This is a genomic window from Falsihalocynthiibacter sp. S25ZX9 (assembly GCF_041205405.1).
Lineage (GTDB): Bacteria > Pseudomonadota > Alphaproteobacteria > Rhodobacterales > Rhodobacteraceae > Falsihalocynthiibacter > Falsihalocynthiibacter arcticus.
In genome coordinates this window covers 313,656-330,226 of sequence record NZ_JBGFCD010000002.1, presented here as the reverse complement: position 1 = coordinate 330,226, position 16,571 = coordinate 313,656, and the positions used below count along the sequence as shown (strand labels likewise).

At 53.7% G+C, this 16,571-nt stretch carries 11 protein-coding genes and 2 pseudogenes; 4 read left to right on the top strand and 9 right to left on the bottom strand.

The window, feature by feature from the left end; genetic code table 11:
* Nucleotides 1–23 precede the first annotated feature (23 nt).
* A complete protein-coding gene (locus AB9F29_RS03680; RefSeq protein ID WP_369754630.1) occupies nucleotides 24–1,685 on the top strand; it encodes a chloride channel protein in 1,662 nt (553 codons plus the stop codon).
* On the opposite strand, the pseudogene AB9F29_RS03675 reads toward AB9F29_RS03680, so the two are convergent.
* The 5 genes and pseudogenes from AB9F29_RS03675 to AB9F29_RS03655 all read right to left on the bottom strand — a co-directional run.
* Nucleotides 1,682–1,966, bottom strand: a pseudogene (locus tag AB9F29_RS03675) (DUF427 domain-containing protein); the annotation flags it as partial. The gene AB9F29_RS03680 and the pseudogene AB9F29_RS03675 sit on opposite strands and share 4 nt — an antisense overlap.
* Nucleotides 1,967–2,035: 69 nt before the next feature.
* Nucleotides 2,036–3,835, bottom strand: a pseudogene (locus AB9F29_RS03670) (aminopeptidase P family protein); the annotation flags it as partial.
* Between the two features lie 35 nt (nucleotides 3,836–3,870).
* Nucleotides 3,871–5,748, bottom strand: a complete 1,878-nt coding sequence (gene cobT / locus AB9F29_RS03665; RefSeq protein ID WP_369754629.1) for a cobaltochelatase subunit CobT — start codon at nucleotides 5,746–5,748, stop codon at nucleotides 3,871–3,873.
* A gap of 28 nt (nucleotides 5,749–5,776) precedes the next feature.
* Nucleotides 5,777–6,748 carry a cobaltochelatase subunit CobS gene (cobS, locus tag AB9F29_RS03660; RefSeq protein WP_369754628.1) on the bottom strand — a complete coding sequence of 324 codons (972 nt, stop codon included), beginning with the start codon at nucleotides 6,746–6,748 and terminating at the stop codon, nucleotides 5,777–5,779.
* Between the two features lie 236 nt (nucleotides 6,749–6,984).
* The gene (locus AB9F29_RS03655; RefSeq protein WP_039001333.1) at nucleotides 6,985–7,620 is read right to left on the bottom strand and encodes a DnaJ domain-containing protein; all 636 of its coding nucleotides are present in this window, start codon (nucleotides 7,618–7,620) and stop codon (nucleotides 6,985–6,987) included.
* Nucleotides 7,621–7,741: 121 nt separating this feature from the next.
* Between AB9F29_RS03655 and AB9F29_RS03650 the strand changes: the two genes are divergently transcribed.
* The gene (locus AB9F29_RS03650; protein WP_369754627.1) at nucleotides 7,742–8,005 is read left to right on the top strand and encodes a BolA family protein; all 264 of its coding nucleotides are present in this window, start codon (nucleotides 7,742–7,744) and stop codon (nucleotides 8,003–8,005) included.
* A 3-nt stretch (nucleotides 8,006–8,008) separates the two neighbouring features.
* On the opposite strand, the gene AB9F29_RS03645 is transcribed toward AB9F29_RS03650, so the two are convergent.
* Entirely contained in the window at nucleotides 8,009–8,425 is a 417-nt protein-coding gene (locus AB9F29_RS03645; protein WP_369754626.1) for a DUF4177 domain-containing protein, read from the bottom strand.
* 121 nt (nucleotides 8,426–8,546) lie between these two features.
* Nucleotides 8,547–10,058, bottom strand: a complete 1,512-nt coding sequence (gene gatB, locus AB9F29_RS03640; protein WP_335585884.1) for an Asp-tRNA(Asn)/Glu-tRNA(Gln) amidotransferase subunit GatB — start codon at nucleotides 10,056–10,058, stop codon at nucleotides 8,547–8,549.
* A gap of 190 nt (nucleotides 10,059–10,248) precedes the next feature.
* Here gatB and AB9F29_RS03635 point away from each other — a divergent pair, with 190 nt between their 5' ends.
* Nucleotides 10,249–10,848, top strand: coding sequence for a transglycosylase SLT domain-containing protein (locus AB9F29_RS03635; RefSeq protein WP_039001336.1), 600 nt, complete (start codon nucleotides 10,249–10,251; stop codon nucleotides 10,846–10,848).
* 1 nt (nucleotide 10,849) lies between these two features.
* On the opposite strand, the gene AB9F29_RS03630 is transcribed toward AB9F29_RS03635, so the two are convergent.
* Together AB9F29_RS03630 and pepN are read right to left on the bottom strand one after the other, a co-directional pair.
* A complete protein-coding gene (locus tag AB9F29_RS03630; RefSeq protein ID WP_369754625.1) occupies nucleotides 10,850–11,602 on the bottom strand; it encodes an SDR family oxidoreductase in 753 nt (250 codons plus the stop codon).
* Nucleotides 11,599–14,157: an aminopeptidase N gene (gene pepN, locus AB9F29_RS03625; RefSeq protein ID WP_369754624.1), complete on the bottom strand. Its 2,559-nt coding sequence runs from the start codon at nucleotides 14,155–14,157 to the stop codon at nucleotides 11,599–11,601. The genes AB9F29_RS03630 and pepN overlap by 4 nt, the downstream gene beginning before the upstream one ends.
* Nucleotides 14,158–14,386: 229 nt before the next feature.
* On the opposite strand from pepN, the gene AB9F29_RS03620 reads away from it, so the two are divergent.
* Nucleotides 14,387–16,516 carry a malate synthase G gene (locus AB9F29_RS03620; RefSeq protein ID WP_369754623.1) on the top strand — a complete coding sequence of 710 codons (2,130 nt, stop codon included), beginning with the start codon at nucleotides 14,387–14,389 and terminating at the stop codon, nucleotides 16,514–16,516.
* The last annotated feature ends 55 nt before the right edge of the window (nucleotides 16,517–16,571 follow it).

Below are 16,571 nucleotides of genomic sequence, written 5' to 3'. Positions count from 1 at the left end.
AGAAAGAGCAAAGAAAACCGTCTATGTCGTCAATGATCAAATCCTATACTTCACAGATTCTGCAGAGCCTTATTGATGCGGCGCGCCATGTGCGTCATCAGGGTCCTTCGCAAATTCAGTTTTGGTTTATTGCTTTGGTGATAGGCGTGGTTGCTGGGACGACGGCGCTTTATTTTCGAAAATCAATTACAAAACTCCAGAATTACTTTTATGCTAGCGATGATCTTGGCAGCCAATATGCGTTTGTCACCGATTTACCGTGGTACTGGATTCTCCTTATTCCGACCATCGGCGGCCTCCTTGTTGGGCTAATTCTAAATCACTTTACCGCGGACGGGCGCGTACGTTCTGTGGCGGATGTCATCGAGGGAGCGGCTCTGCACAATGGGCGTGTTGAGATCAAAGAGGGCCTTGCGAGCGGGCTCGCTTCTTTGATCACGCTATCTTCCGGTGGATCGTCCGGACGCGAAGGGCCTGTGGTTCACCTCGCCGGAGTGGTTTCGACATGGGTGTCCAATCGGATTAGCGCTGACGGAATTACAGCACGCGATTTGCTGGGATGTGCCGTCGCTGGGGCCGTTTCCGCGAGCTTTAACGCGCCCATCGCGGGTGCCCTCTTTGCCCTCGAAGTGATTTTAAGGCATTTTGCAGTCCACGCCTTCGCCCCGATCGTTATTGCATCGGTCGCTGGAACCGTGGTGAGCAGGCTTGAGTTTGGAAATGTCACAGAATTCACCTTGCTGCGCCAGGGAGAATTGGCATTCTACGTTGAATTACCCGCGTTCCTAATCCTTGGTTTGATTTGTGGCATCGTCTCTGTTGTGCTAATGAAATCAATCTTCTGGGCCGATGATATTGGTACCGTTGTTCAGGAGAACCTCCGGATACCGCGTTGGTTTCGCCCCGCAATTGCAGGGGCAATGCTGGGTGTTATCGCAATTTGGTTTCCGCATATTATCGGCGTTGGATATCAAACGACCTCGGCGGCGCTGACAGGAAACCTCGTTTTTCAAACGGCGATTATGTTCGCCGTTATCAAAACTATTGCCGTATCAATCACTATGGCAGGGCGCATGGGCGGTGGTGTTTTTTCGCCTGCATTGATGGTTGGCGCGTTGACTGGACTTGCCTTTGGGATCTTAGCGACAAGCATTTTTCCAAACGTGAGCGGTTCGGAAACTATTTACGCTTTGGCTGGCATGGGGGCGGTTGCGGCCGCAGTTCTCGGCGCGCCAATTTCCACAACGTTGATTGTGTTTGAACTGACGGGTGACTGGCAAACGGGACTTGCCGTGATGGTTGCCGTTTCCATGTCGACGGCTCTGTCGAGTCGCTTCGTAGACAAGAGCTTTTTCCTTACCTTGCTGGAACGTCGTGAGGTTCATATTGCGTCGGGTTCAGGTGAATATTTACTGTCAAAAATCGGCGTTTCTTCAATTATTCGCACGAATGACCACCCGCGTGCAGCTGATATTGACGTCTGCGCCGCCATGGTGGAGGAGGGGCAGTCGGTGCGTTTCGACGCAACATTGGAAGACATTTTACCGATGTTCAAAATGAAAAACTATGAATTTTTACCTGTTCGAAACGCGGAAGGCACGGCGATAGGAGCCGTTTTCCATATCGATGCCATCACGGCCTACAATGAAATTTTGCTCAGCACCGCCATTGAGGAGCATTCCTAAAGCTGTTCAACCGCCACATTTTCCCCCGAAAAGGCCAGATATCCAGCGATGTCTCTTACACCCAAGTTGGGCGTTTCATAACACCAAACAGCATCTTGGATCACCGTGCTTTTCGTGTGGATTGAGTAATAGGTCGCCACGCCTTTATGTGGGCAAATCGTGGTGCGTTCACTCGCTTCAAGCATCGCCATTGCCACGTCTTGTTTCGGGAAATAGATGACAGGTGGATAGTCGCCCTCGGTCAAGAAAAGAGCGTTATGGCTCTCGCCCAAAACGGCTCCCCCGGCACGGACCACACAAAGTGATTTGGCGGGTTTAACAGAAATATTTGGCGCCTTGCCCGTGTTGGGAAGGGGCGCGCAAGCAGATTGAAGCCACGTAAGTGTAGTCGGCGAAACCTTGTCTTGGAGGCGTTGAAGAACGTCATAATGATAATAGTCCACCCACGCGCGTTCAGATTTTGTCAGCATATCGACCAAAATTAAACGGCGATCAAAGGGGGTAAAAGTTTGGGTGCGGAATTTCAAAAACTCACGCTCAGGATCTCCAGAAGGGCGCGTGGGCGCAGCCTCAACAACGACCAAGTTTTCCAACCGAATGCCAAAAGCACCTTCGCGATAGTATCCCGGTTCATTTGAAAGGATCATGCCCTCTTCAAGCGGCACTTTTCCTGTTTTTGACAAGCGTTGTGGGCCTTCGTGAACCGAAAGATAACTGCCTACGCCATGTCCGGTTCCGTGGTTGAAATCCTGCCCTGCGGCCCAAAGAGCAACCCGTGCAAGCGGGTCGAGGTCGCTGCCGGAGGTTCCGCGTGGAAATTGCACTTGGCTGATGGCGATAAGGCCTTGCAAGACGCGGGTATAGCAAGTTTTTTCTTTTTTTCCGACGTCGCCAATCGCGATGGTGCGGGTGATATCGGTGGTCCCGTCTTGGTACTGGCCGCCACTGTCCACCAAAAGGAGTTCGCCCAGATTTACCGCGCGATTTGTCTCATTTGAGACTCGATAATGCATGATCGCCCCATGTGGGCCGGCGCCGGTAATTGTCTCGAAGCTGATCTCACGCAACTCATTGCTGGATGTACGAAAGCCCTCAAGCTTTTTGGTTACATCGATTTCCGTCAACTCACCGTTGGGTGCTTCGGCGTCGAGCCACGCGAGGAATTCCGCCATCGCGATGCCATCCCGCACCTGTGCAGAATCCGCGCCAGAAATTTCGACGGGGTTCTTACAAGCTTTGGCAAGCGCACAAGGATCATCGTCACGTACAATCTTTGCGGTTTTCAACAGTTTTTCAATAGCATAGGGCGCTGTTGCCGGGTCGATTTGGGTGGCTCCCGTGAGGGTCCCCAGAACAGTGCCGAGGCTGGCCTCGGGATGAATCCGGACACCCGTTCCCAGATGGACCTCCAATTCATCAAACTTCTCAGGGGCGGCAAAGACGTCTACGCTGGCGTCGGCGTGTAATATACACATGCCTTGGACAACGGGATTGCGCGCAATGTCGGAACCACGAATATTGAGCAGCCAGCACAAACTGTCTGGTTGCGTGATGACGAGGTGTTCAATCCCGTTCTCGGCCATGATCTCGACCAGACGCAAACGTTTACTTTCGCTTTTTTCGCCAGAAAATTTAAGGGGGTGGGCGATGGCGGCAGCGCTCGGCGGGGCGGGGCGGTCGCTCCAAATATCGTCGACTAAATTGTTTTCCAGAGGCCACATTTGCACGTTTGAGCCATCGAGAGTGCGTTTCAAATTGGTAATTTGTTTTACCGTGTGTAGCCAAGTATCAAACCCAATCCGGCTACCCGTTGGTGCATGTTCTGCAAGCCATGCGCCGAGGGAAATTTCGGGCCACGAAACGGGGGAAAAATGGGCCAAGTCGACTTGGGATTTAACTTGCGTGCGATAGCGCCCGTCAATGAATACGCCCGCGCGATCCTTGAGGGCAGCGCAAAAGCCAGCGGAGCCTGTAAACCCAGTCAGCCAAGAAAGGCGCGCATCGCAATCGGCAACGTATTCGCCCTGAAACCGGTCAGCGCGTGGCACAAGGTAGCCGCTTACCCCCTCGGTGGCCATACGCTCCCGTAGGGCGGCCAAACGCGCGGGGCCATGTTCGGGGTGCGAGGTGTTCTCGAAGGATTGAAACATGGGGCGTCCTTTTTGTTAATTTGGTCGACGTTCGCCTATTTGCGGACTTTGCTAATTCCCATTATCCGAGCGCGTGCACGAGGATCGTTGTCAAAGAGCGCGGCGAGTTGTTCCGTCATCGCGCCTGCAAGTTGCTCTACATCCGTGATCGTCACCGCGCGGTCATAATAACGCGTCACGTCATGGCCGATTCCGATGGCCAAAAGCTCGACCATTTTACGCTTTTCAACCATCGCGATCACGTCCCGAAGGTGTTTTTCAAGGTAATTTGGCGGATTTACCGAAAGGGTGCTGTCGTCCACGGGGGCTCCGTCGCTGATAACCATCAGGATTTTGCGGGCTTCGGGGCGGGAAATCATACGGCGGTGGGCCCATTCGAGTGCCTCGCCATCGATGTTTTCCTTCAGTAATCCTTCTTTCATCATCAACCCCAAATTGGGACGGGTACGGCGCCACGGGGCGTCGGCGGATTTATAGATGATGTGGCGCAAGTCATTGAGGCGACCGGGTTGTTGTGGGCGTCCTTGGGCGAGCCAGCTTTCACGGGCTTGGCCGCCTTTCCACGCGCGTGTAGTAAAGCCGAGGATTTCCACTTTGACTGAGCAGCGCTCCAAAGTCCGCGCAAGAACGTCTGCACAGATCGCCGCAATCGAGATTGGCCGCCCGCGCATGGAGCCAGAGTTGTCGATCAAAAGCGTCACACAGGTATCACGGAATTCGGTGTCTTGCTCGACCTTGAAGGAGAGCGGCGTGGTGGGGTTTGCGATCACGCGCGCAAGGCGGCCCGCGTCCAGCATACCCTCTTCTTGGTCGAAATCCCAACTGCGGTTTTGCTGCGCCTGAAGGCGGCGCTGCAACTTATTGGCAAGGCGCGAAACCGCCCCTTTGAGGGGGTCGAGTTGCTGGTCGAGATAGGCGCGCAGGCGCTCAAGCTCGGCAGGTTCTGCAAGGTCTTCGGCGCGGATTTCCTCATCATTTTCGGTTGAAAAAACAAGGTATTCGGGATCGGCGTCGGAATGTCCAGCGGGGGGAGGCGGGTCCATCGGGGCGTCGCCCTCTGGCATTTCGGCCTCGTCGCCCTCTTCTTGGTCAGCCATATCATCAGAGGAAACCTGTGCTTGGCTCTGGTCTTGGCTGTCGTCCTGGCTTTGTTCGGGGGAAGCGTCGGATTCGTCGTCTTCCTGATCATCACCTGTGGAATCGGGGTCTTCGGCGTCCTCGGCTTCGGGTTCTGCCTCGTCGCTGGAGTCGTCATCTTGAGCATCTGGGTCTTCGCCAAGCTGGTCGCCATATCCGAGGTCTTGGATAATTTTGCGCGCGAATTTTGCAAATCCTGCCTGATCAGCGAGTTGTGCCTCAAGGTCGTCAAGGGTGCCGCCAGCTTGGTCCTCAATAAAGGGACGCCAAAGTTCCATCACGTTTTGCGCCCCAGCAGGGAGAGGGCGCTTGGTAGCCAAATGGCGGATCAAAAAACCAGCCGCATCGGCAAGGGGCGCGTCGGCTTGAGCCGTGATACTGTCGAACCCGCGACGCACGGATTCCGCGCCTATTTTCGCGTCAATGTTGCTCAGAGCGCCAGGCATTTCGCGGCCACCGACGGCCTCGCAGCGGGCATTTTCCATAGCAACATAGAGATCACGCGCCATTTGCCCTTCGGGCAGGTAACGGTTGTGGGTCTCTGGATTGTGAAACCTATGCCGCAGCGCTAGAGCATCGGCGGTGCCCCGCGCAAGCATCACTTCTTCGCGGGTCATGCGGCGGCTTACTTGTGGCAAGCGCACGGAATCGGCGGTTTTACCGGCCGGATCGACAGTGAAGGTGACCGAAAGCTCAGGATCATTCGCCAAAACACGAGTCGCGTCTGCGAGGGCCTTTTTGAACGGGTCAGCGGGATTGTCGGACTTAGAATTCATAGGTTTTGTCCTAACAACGACCTCATTTTTATCCCAAGCTCATGCTTGCAGCACTTTCTGGCAGTTCTTCATCAAAGCAACGTTGATAGAATTCAGCAACCGTTTGGCGCTCAAGTTCGTCGCATTTGTTGAGGAAGGACAGACGGAAGGCATATCCGACGTTGCGGAAAATCTGTGCATTTTGCGCCCATGCGAGGACCGTACGAGGCGACATAACCGTTGAAAGTTCACCGTTCATAAAGGCTGTACGGGTAAGGTCGGCAACAGTCACCATTTGGCCAATAGTTTGGCGCCCAGTTTTGTTATTATAAGATGGGTTTTTGCCGATCACGATGGCGGTTTCCGCATCGTGGCTCAAATAGTTGAGCGTCGCGACAAGGCTCCAACGGTCCATTTGACCTTGGTTGATTTGCTGTGTGCCGTGATACAGGCCCGTTGTATCGCCAAGGCCGACGGTGTTCGCGGTGGCGAAAATCCGGAAATATGGGTGCGGGGTGATCACTTTGTTTTGGTCAAGTAGGGTAAGTTTGCCGTCTGTTTCCAAAACGCGTTGGATCACGAACATAACGTCAGCACGGCCTGCATCATATTCGTCGAAAACGATGGCCGTATTGGTGCGCAAGGCCCAAGGCAAAATGCCTTCTTGGAATTCGGTGATTTGCTTGCCGTCTTTGAGCTTGATTGCGTCTTTACCTATCAGGTCAATCCGCGAGATGTGGCTGTCGAGGTTGACCCGCACGGCGGGCCAGTTCAGGCGTGCGGCGACTTGTTCGATGTGCGTCGATTTTCCCGTTCCGTGGTAGCCTTGGATCATGACACGGCGATTGTAAACAAAGCCAGCAAGGATCGCGAGGGTCGTATCGGGGTCGAATTTATAGGTGTTGTCGATATCGGGAACGCGATCTGAGCGCTCGGCGAACCCCTTTACGACCATATCGCTGTCGATGCCAAAAACGTCGCGTACTGAAATTTCTTCGGTTGGTTTGACAATGTCATTCATCGTGCCAAGTGCCTTCTATCTGTCGGTTTTCGTTCGTGCAGCCATGAGAAAACATCGCAACGCCCTTTGATGTTGTTGGTGCCTTATCGCGGCCCGATACGCAAGGGGGGCGGGGTAATTTCCTCTCTCCTGAGGGCTGTTCCAGTGGGCAAACGCAAAAACGGCACGTGCATTACTGCAGTGCCGTTGTGTTCTGTGTTAATCTTAGGTTTGCAGAGCCTTTACCGCGCAAAGGCCTATCCGTCTTTAAACGCGCGGCTTTCCTTGATCTGGTCCCAAGCCCAAACAACTTCTTGCAGCCGTTCCTCGTCGGAACGATCCCCGCCATTCATATCGGGGTGCAGGATTTTGATCAGCTTTTTATACGTCTTGCGGATTTCCGCTTTGGTCCAGTGATCCTTGGCTTCCAGAATTTCCACCGCTTTGCGCTCCGTGGGGGGGAGGCGCCGTGTACCGGTGATCGATTTTCCGGGATTACGGGTCGCATTCTCGCCCAAAACTTGATGCGGATCATCCACGCCAAGGCGTTCCCACGCGCGCTGTTCTGGGGTTTTCTTGCCCAATGGCTTGGTGTCGCGATTCCAGACGCGGTCACTTTCTAGCTGTTCGTCGATTTCTTCTTCGGTCGCCCCGTTGAAGAAATTCCATTTCAAATTGAACTCGCGCACGTGGTCTTTGCAAAACCATAGGTATTCGTCCAAGTGATCAGGGGAGCGGGGCGCGCGATATTTACCGCCTTCCTCACAACCAGCATGCTCACATTTGCGAGTCGAGGTTTCAAACGCGCCAGACATGCCGCGCCGTCCTTTTGTGCGTTTCTTTTTGTCCGTAGACACGCTCATGTCAAACCCGAAGGGATCGTCTTTTTTCATGGTGGCGTCCTGTATGTGCATGTCGTAAATTTGACGTTAGGCTCAAAACTTCTTCGTCTCTGAGTCGGAGCAAACCAGCATAGAGAATTGAGCAGTAAGGTGAAGAGGAAACATACCAAAAATGTCTATTGAGAACGAAATAACCGCAAAACTAGCAGCGGAATTTGCGCCAGTGGCGCTTGAAGTGATAAACGAGAGCCATCTACACGCGGGTCATTCGGGCGATGATGGCTCAGGCGAGAGCCATTTCAGGGTGGTTATTCAGTCTGCGGCTTTCACGCCAATGTCGCGCGTTGCGCGTCATCGCGCGTTGCATACTGCCCTTGGAAAAGATTTGGTCGCACGCATTCACGCTTTGTCACTGGATATAACCCCCGTGGCATAAGCCTTAATCGTCGTTGGCTTTCGCGACGACGATTGGCTCAAGTTCGGGTGCCTTGGGAGAGATATCTCCCTTTGCCCCAAACAGCTTCAAGGGGGGAGGCGCTGACAGTTTTTCGTTTGCAATGATCGGCGCGCGCACCCGCGCTGTTTTTTCTACATCCAGCAACCGTGCACTTATCGTGTCGTCTTGGAGCAGGCGGCGAAACACGAGCAAATTCTGATAGGTCGTGGTTTTGGACCCGAAGGTCGAGCGCTCCTCACAAGGGAGCGTTTCGGCCCGCAAATATTCCCAACCTTCGCGGCCCAACTCATTCATCAAAGAGGCGAAAGCGTTTGCAAACCGCTCATCCGTCGTGCGTGCGCCCTTGGCTTTGAGGCCCTTAATTGGCGCGGGTACGACTTTGTATTGGTACGTTGGCATACTGCCCCCTGAAATTTATCCACGGATGTTCACTAAAGAAAACTCAGGGAAACTCAAGTTAAACCAAACGGAACGCTCTTAAAGTTGCGCGTTCCGTCCTCAATCTTCACTGGTCTGCGCGCTATTCCGCCAACAGGCGTGCAACGATTTCGTTGACCGCTTGCGGGTTGGCTTTGCCACCCGTCGCTTTCATCACTTGGCCCACGAACCAACCGGCCAATTTCGGATTGGCGCGCGCTTTTGCGACTTGGTCTGGGTTGTCGGCAATGACTTTGGCCACAGCGGCCTCAATGGCACCAGTATCGGTGACTTGCTTCATGCCGCGCGCTTCGACGATCTCGGCGGGGTCGCCGCCTTCGGTATAGACGATCTCGAAGAGGTCTTTGGCGATCTTGCCCGAGATATCGCCGTTGGCAATTAAGGCGATAACGCCGCTCAATTGGGCGGGTGTAACAGGGCAGGCACCGATGTCTTTGTCGTCTTTTTTGAGGCGACCAAAGAGTTCGTTGATGACCCAGTTCGCGGCCAGTTTCCCATCGCGCCCTTCGGCGACCTGTTCGAAATATGTCGCGTTCTCGGCTTCAGCCGTCAGAACAGTCGCGTCATAATCGGATAGCCCAAAGTCCTTGATGAACCGCGCTTTTTTCGCATCTGGAAGCTCGGGAAGCGTTTTCGCAATGTCATCAACCCAGTCTTGCTCAATCTCAAGCGGGAGCAAATCAGGGCAGGGGAAATACCGATAATCATGCGCTTCTTCTTTGGAACGCATGGAGCGGGTTTCGTTTTTGTCCGCGTCATACAGACGGGTTTCTTGATCGATAGAGCCGCCCGCTTCGAGAATCGCGATTTGGCGTTTGGCTTCATAATCAATCGCCATTTGGATGAACCGCATCGAGTTCATGTTCTTGATTTCGCAGCGCGTTCCCAGATGGCCGAAATCTTCCGTGGCGCGGTATTTTTCGTACTGGCCGGGCAAACATACCGAAACGTTCACGTCTGCGCGCATGCTGCCGTTTTGCATATTGCCGTCACATGTGCCGAGATAGCGCAGAATCTGGCGCATCTTGGTCACATAGGCGGCGGCCTCTTCAGGGCCACGAATATCGGGGCGGCTGACGATTTCCATCAAAGCCACGCCCGTGCGGTTCAGGTCGACAAAACTCATCGTCGGATCCATATCGTGGATGGATTTGCCGGCGTCTTGTTCAAGGTGAATGCGCTCAACCCGCACTTCGCGTGCAATTCCTTCTGACATTTCCACCAGCACTTCGCCTTCGCCCACGATGGGGTGGTACAGCTGGCTGATTTGATATCCTTGCGGCAAATCGGGGTAGAAATAGTTCTTGCGGTCAAAGGCGGAATAGAGGTTGATCGCTGCCTTCAAGCCAAGACCCGTACGCACCGCTTGCTCGACACAAAATTCGTTAATCACAGGCAACATTCCGGGCATGGCCGCGTCAACCATGGCGACATTGCTGTTGGGTGCATTGCCGAATTTGGTGCTGGCGCCCGAAAAGAGTTTCGCGTTGCTTGCGACCTGTGCGTGGATTTCCATCCCGATCACAAGTTCCCAGTCGTGCTTTGCGCCAGCGATGGTTTTTACTTTTGGCGCTTCGTAGGTAAGGTCCAGCATGGTCTATTCCCTTGGGTCTTTGGATCAAGTTGTGCCCGCATCTGTAAATCAGACCATGGACCGAGGCAAGGGGGCGGGAAAGGAACACGGTGGCAAAAAACCGCGCGAATTGGCCCAAGATTTAAGCCGAGTTTGCCAAGCGAGTTGAAAACGGCCTAAATGGCGCGAGATTCCTCAGAAAGAAATCCTAATGATCGTATTTAGTAAGTTTGCGGTTGCCGTCGTGGCGGTCCTAGCAGTTAGCGCCTGTGGCAATGGAAACAACGCAAATGCGGACATTGATCCGTCTTCTGATGTTGTGATGCGGTGGGATCATCGCCCCGAATCTGATATTTGGACCAAGGCAACGCTGAAGGCGATTTCGGACAACGGATCGGTTCTCACAGAGCTAACACCCCGAGATATTGAAAAATGGTGTCCTGCTTACATTGAAAACGATCAAGAGCAACGTGCGTTGTTTTGGTCAGGTTTGGCCTCAGCTTTGGCAAAGCACGAAAGCACGTGGAATCCAAAAGCTGTGGGTGGCGGTGGCCGATGGATCGGTTTGGTGCAAATCGCCCCCGCAACGGCGCGAAATTACGGCTGTAATGCGACCAGTGTTGCCGACCTCAAAGTTGGCAAAAGTAACCTCTCCTGTGCGATGAAAATTTGGTCTACGACAGTGACGCGCGATGGAGTTGTTGCAGATAATTTCCGCGGAGTTGCCGCCGATTGGGGCCCGTTTCACAATCGCAAGAAACGCGAGGACATGCGCGCATGGACCAACGCCCAGAGCTATTGCACGACTTAAATTAGCGTCCGCCTCCTACATCTAGAATGGCGCCCGTCATATAGGACGCCTTCTCCGAGAGCAAAAACAGGATCGCTTCGGCGATTTCGGTGGCCTCGCCTGCGCGTCCCATTGGGATCAAATGAGCCAGTGCATCTTCGCGGCCAGGTTCGCCGCCTTTCGCGTGGATTTGCGTGCGCGTTATTCCCGGACGAACGGCATTGACGCGAATGTCATCGCGTGCGTTCTCTTGTGCCAATCCCGTGGTGAAAATATCGACCGCAGCTTTTGATGCCGCATAGTCCACATATTGCCCCGCACTTCCGGTGCGCGCAGCGACGGACGAGATATTCACAATGCAGCCGCCATCCCCACCGTATCTTTTGGCCATGCGCTTCACGGCTTGTTGTGCGCATTGTATCACGCCAACAGTGTTGACCATGAACATTTGCTCTAAACGGACGCGCGACATGTCCTCCACACGCTGTGTCGTGTCGACAATTCCTGCGTTGTTTACAAGCCCATAGAGGGGGCCGAGGGCTGTGTCGCATTGAGTGAAAATCCGAAGAATATCTGCCTCAATCGCCATATCACCTTGAAGAAGAACGGTTTTCGCACCCAAGGCGTGCGCCCGTTTGGCCACCTCCCGTGCGCCTTTTTCGTCGCTGCGGTATCCGATGCCGACATTATAGCCCTGCGCCGCCGCAAGTACGGCGGTGGCCGCACCAATGCCCGCACTTGCCCCCGTGATCAAAACTGATTTGCGTGCGGTCATGCATCGCTTCCCAAGATACGGGTCACCATTTCATGGGTGTCGCGCGATAGGTTTGGCGTGGCTTGGATGCGTTTGAGTTGCTCTATCATCTGCCCTTGGCGCCCCGCATCATACCGACGCCAGCTGTCGAAAGCGGTGCTCATACGAGCCGTTGTTTGGGGGTTCGCCGCGTCTAGTTTGATCAACCAGTCGGCCACCAGCTTATACCCAGCTCCGTCGGCAGCGTGGAAGCCAGCGGTATTGGCTGTAAGGCCGCCGAGGGCCGCGCGAAATCTGTTTGGGTTTTTCCAATCGAAGGCCGCGTGTTTGGTGAGCGTCTCGGTGATCGCCGCTGCTTTCTGAGGTGCTGCGAGGCCGCTTTGAAGGCCGAACCATTTGTCCATAACAAGGCGATCCTGCGCCCATTGGGTCTCAAATGATGCAAGTTCTGTTTGGCCGCGATCAATGCGCAAAAGGCACGCAAGCGCCTGTAATTGTTGAGTCATATTATCTGCGGCCGTATATTGCGCACGGGCTTGGTCGCCACCGTCAAGGCGCGAGATTAGGCCAAGAACTGCGCCTTGTAACGCACGCTTGCCAGCGGGGGCGGCCTCTGAGCTAAACGGCCCTTCGACATGATTGGCCGCATAAATGCGTGGCAAGAGGTCTTGAAGATGTTGTGCTATCGACTGAGACAGCGTTTCAAGGGCGGTATAGATTGCCATCGGATCAGGTGTAACTCCGACATCAAACAAGGTTTGCGCGATGTCATCTTGGCTTGGCAACGCGAGCGCCAAAGCTTGAAATGCAGGATCAAGGTTTTCGTCCCGCAAGACCGCCGCGAGTGCATCAAGAAAGTCAGAATTCACGGGCGCATCCGCAGTCAGCATCGCCACAAGGGTTTCTTTGGCCAACGCGCGACCCGCTTCCCATTTGTTGAACGGATCGGTGTCATGGGCCAAAAGAAACGCGCGTTCTTTTGTGCTGCTTTGGCGCTCAAGGATCACAGGCGCTGAAAAAGCGCGCAAAATTGAGGGGATGGGCTTTGTACTGAGACCAGTGAAGCGAAAGCTCTGCTCCGCCTCTGTCATCTCAAGAATGCAGGTCTCGCGCACCTCATCACCATTGGGGTTCAAAAGCCCGACTGCAATAGGAATGACGCGTGGATCTTTGACGGGTTGCCCCGGCGTTGGCGGCGTCGCTTGCTTGAAGTGCAAGATATAGGTGCCATCCGAAAATTCATCCGTCACCGAAAGGCGCGGTGTCCCCGCTTGGGAATACCATTTCGAGAACTGTGTTAGGTCGCGGCCTGTTGTATCCTCAAAAACCTTGAGCCAATCGTCAATGGTTGCCGCGTCACCGTCATGGCGCCCGAAATAAAGGTCCAGCGCCCGTTTATAATTCTCATCTCCGACAAGGCGCTTCAACATGCCGATAACTTCGGCGCCTTTGTCATACACGGTTGCCGTATAAAAATTGTTAATCTCAACAAAACTTTCTGGGCGCACGGGGTGGGCGAGGGGGCCGTTGTCTTCGCGGAATTGACGAGCACGCAGGGTAATAACGTCGTCAATCCGCTTCACGGCGTGGCTGCGCATGTCGCCAGTGAACTGTTGATCGCGGAAAACCGTGAGGCCTTCTTTGAGGCACAATTGGAACCAGTCGCGACAGGTAATTCGGTTGCCCGTCCAGTTGTGAAAATACTCATGGGCGATGATACCTTCGATGCGCTCGAAGTTTGCGTCGGTTGATGTCTCGGGCGAGGCGAGAACGCAGGAAGAGTTGAAAATGTTCAAGCCCTTGTTCTCCATTGCGCCCATATTGAAGTCGTCCACGGCAACAATGTTGAATATGTCCAAGTCGTATTCACGGCCATAAACGTCCTCGTCCCACCTCATGGAGCGTTTTAGCGCGCCCATACCAAAAGCGCATTTATCTTCATCGCCCGGACGGACGTAGATATTCAGCGCGACATCTTTGCCCGATTTTGTTGTGAAACTATCGGTGTGCGCGATGAGGTCGCCCGCCACCAACGCGAATAAATACGCGGGTTTCGGCCAAGGGTCGTGCCACTCGGCAAAGCCTTCGTCTGACGTACCCGAATTGCCGTTCGAGAGTAAAACAGGTAGCGCGCTTTCGACCCGCACTTTAAAGGTCGCCATCACATCAGGGCGGTCGGGATAATAGGTGATTTTGCGAAACCCTTCGGCCTCGCACTGCGTACAATACATGCCGTTCGACATATAAAGCCCTTCAAGGGCCGTGTTGGTTTCGGGCGAAATTTCGACTTCTGCTTCGAATATGAAAGGGCCATTTGGAACCTCGGCCGTGAGGCCAGTCTCGGTCAGGGTAGGGGAAATTTTGACGCCGTCAATATGCGCCGAAATGAGCTTTAAGTGCTCGCCGTGGAGGAAAAACGCTTGCTCTGGTGCTTTTGGATTGGGACGGAAGTGAATTTTGCTTTTAACACGCGTTTTTGTCGGAGACAGCTGAAACGTCAGTTCTACCCCGTCAATGAAATGCGAAAACTCTTTGTAATCGGACAGGTAAATCGTTTGCTCGGTGGTGCTTGGCATGTCGTCAATCCTTTTGGTTGCTCAAAGTTGAACAGTTTCGCTTGAGGGCTGCAAGGGCATTTCGTCGTGGGGAAGACACACGAAATTTGACGGAAAATATCGCGTGAAAGGCCCAGAGTATTCTTTTGTGAGGTCTTCGAGTTCAATTGGTAACAATACCTTACCAGCAGCTTGCGTTTCTCCCGTGTTGCCCGTAATTTGCGGCCAAATGACAATCGGAGAGACGACCATGACGCAATATCTGGAACGAAATGGCCTGCAGGTTACCCCAGAAATGGTGCAATTTATTGAGGAGCGCGCCCTTGAAGGGACAGGCGTTTCTGCTGATGCTTTTTGGGCGGGCCTGTCTGGAATTGTGCATGATTTGGGCCCCAAGAATCGGGTGCTGCTAGAGACACGTGAGCGGCTCCAGTCCGAAATTGACGCATGGCACGTAAAACGTCGTGGCAAACTCCATGACGCGGCTGAGTATACTCAGTTTCTAAAGGATATCGGGTATTTGGTTCCCGAAGGCGCCGATTTTGTTATTGAAACCGCCAATGTTGATCCAGAGATTGCGACAATACCGGGCCCTCAATTGGTTGTTCCGATTACCAATGCTCGGTTTGCGCTCAATGCGGCGAATGCCCGTTGGGGCAGCCTTTATGATGCGTATTATGGCACGGATGCCCTTGGTGATTTGCCTACCGGACGCGCGTATGATGCTGCGCGTGGCGCCCGCGTTGTTGCGGCCGCAAAGGCGCATTTGGACAAAGCCATTCCATTGAAAAGTGGAACGTGGGCGGAAGTTAGTTCTATTGCTGCAGGGCCAAAGGGGCTTGATCTGGGTGATTTTGAATTGGCTGACCCTGCGCAATACGTGGGCTATGCAGACTCCGAAGTTTTGCTGGCGAAAAACGGTCTTCATATTCGTTTGATAATTGATAAGGCACATCAAATTGGTGCCACTGATCCCGCTGGCCTTGCGGATGTTATCCTTGAAAGTGCCGTTTCAACGATCATGGATTGCGAAGATTCCGTGGCCGCTGTCGATGCCGAGGATAAAGTTTTGGCTTATTCCAATTGGCTTGGATTGATGCAAGGCAACCTTTCGGAAACGGTCTCAAAAGGCGGTAAGACCTTTGATCGTGTGCTCGCGCAGGACGTGGTTTTCACTGCAGCGGATGGGTCGACGCAAAGCTTGAAGGGGCGCTCGCTCATGCTCGTGCGCAATGTGGGGCATTTGATGTCCAACCCCGCTATTTTGGACCGAGATGGACTGGAAATCGGCGAAGGCTTAATGGATGCCATGGTGACCACGCTTATCGCAATGCATGACCTTAAGCGCGAGAGCGGAAATTCCATTGAGGGCAGTGTTTACGTTGTGAAACCCAAGATGCACGGCCCCCAAGAAGTGGCTTTTGCGGATGAGATTTTCACACGGGTTGAGGACGCCCTCGGCTTGCCTGCGAACACCGTCAAACTGGGGATTATGGACGAGGAACGGCGCACGTCTGCGAACTTGAAAGAGTGTATTCGTGCCGCCAAAAAGCGGGTGGCCTTTATCAATACAGGCTTCCTCGATCGCACGGGCGACGAGATCCATACTTCTATGGAAGCAGGACCGTTCCAGAAAAAAGGCGACATGAAATCAATGCCTTGGATTCTTTCCTATGAGGATCGTAACGTCGATATTGGCTTGGCTTGTGGGTTGTCTGGCAAGGCACAAATCGGCAAGGGCATGTGGGCGATGCCCGATTTGATGGCGGATATGTTGGTCGCGAAATCTAGCCATCCGATGGCGGGGGCCAATTGCGCGTGGGTTCCAAGCCCCACGGCTGCCACGCTCCATGCCACGCATTACCACACCATCGACGTGTTTGAGCGTCAACGCGCGATCGCGGCGGGCGGACCTCGCGGCTCTTTGGCCGACTTGTTGACCATTCCTGTCGCAAATGGGGTCAACTGGAGTGATGAAGAAATTGCGGCCGAAATTGAGAACAACGCGCAGGGAATCCTCGGATATGTCGTGCGCTGGATTGATGCGGGGATCGGATGTTCCAAGGTACCTGATATCAATGACGTTGGCCTGATGGAAGACCGTGCGACCTGCCGTATTTCAAGCCAAGCTTTGGCGAATTGGTTACATCATGGCGTTGTGTCCGAAGCACAAGTCATGCGTGCCATGCAGAAAATGGCGGCAGTCGTTGATGGGCAAAATGCCTCTGACCCAACTTACATTCCCATGGCTCCTAGCTTTGCTGGTATCGCTTTTCAAGCAGCGTGTGATTTGGTGTTCAAAGGGCGCGTTCAGCCTTCTGGCTATACGGAACCCGTTCTTCATGCTCGCCGTTTGGAGCTGAAAGAAAAGAGTTCGTAAAGTCCAAAAACGCGTAAAGAAAAGGCGTTCAAGCCCCTAACTGCCAGCATTTTAA

What these genes read in the sequence shown, in the direction of transcription:
- AB9F29_RS03680 (WP_369754630.1), top strand. Translation starts at nt 24, where the DNA reads ATGTCGTCAATGATCAAATCCTATACTTCACAGATTCTGCAGAGCCTT.
- cobT (WP_369754629.1), bottom strand. Translation starts at nt 5,748, where the DNA reads ATGAATTCTAAGTCCGACAATCCCGCTGACCCGTTCAAAAAGGCCCTC.
- cobS (WP_369754628.1), bottom strand. Translation starts at nt 6,748, where the DNA reads ATGAATGACATTGTCAAACCAACCGAAGAAATTTCAGTACGCGACGTT.
- AB9F29_RS03655 (WP_039001333.1), bottom strand. Translation starts at nt 7,620, where the DNA reads ATGAAAAAAGACGATCCCTTCGGGTTTGACATGAGCGTGTCTACGGAC.
- AB9F29_RS03650 (WP_369754627.1), top strand. Translation starts at nt 7,742, where the DNA reads ATGTCTATTGAGAACGAAATAACCGCAAAACTAGCAGCGGAATTTGCG.
- AB9F29_RS03645 (WP_369754626.1), bottom strand. Translation starts at nt 8,425, where the DNA reads ATGCCAACGTACCAATACAAAGTCGTACCCGCGCCAATTAAGGGCCTC.
- gatB (WP_335585884.1), bottom strand. Translation starts at nt 10,058, where the DNA reads ATGCTGGACCTTACCTACGAAGCGCCAAAAGTAAAAACCATCGCTGGC.
- AB9F29_RS03635 (WP_039001336.1), top strand. Translation starts at nt 10,249, where the DNA reads ATGATCGTATTTAGTAAGTTTGCGGTTGCCGTCGTGGCGGTCCTAGCA.
- AB9F29_RS03630 (WP_369754625.1), bottom strand. Translation starts at nt 11,602, where the DNA reads ATGACCGCACGCAAATCAGTTTTGATCACGGGGGCAAGTGCGGGCATT.
- pepN (WP_369754624.1), bottom strand. Translation starts at nt 14,157, where the DNA reads ATGCCAAGCACCACCGAGCAAACGATTTACCTGTCCGATTACAAAGAG.
- AB9F29_RS03620 (WP_369754623.1), top strand. Translation starts at nt 14,387, where the DNA reads ATGACGCAATATCTGGAACGAAATGGCCTGCAGGTTACCCCAGAAATG.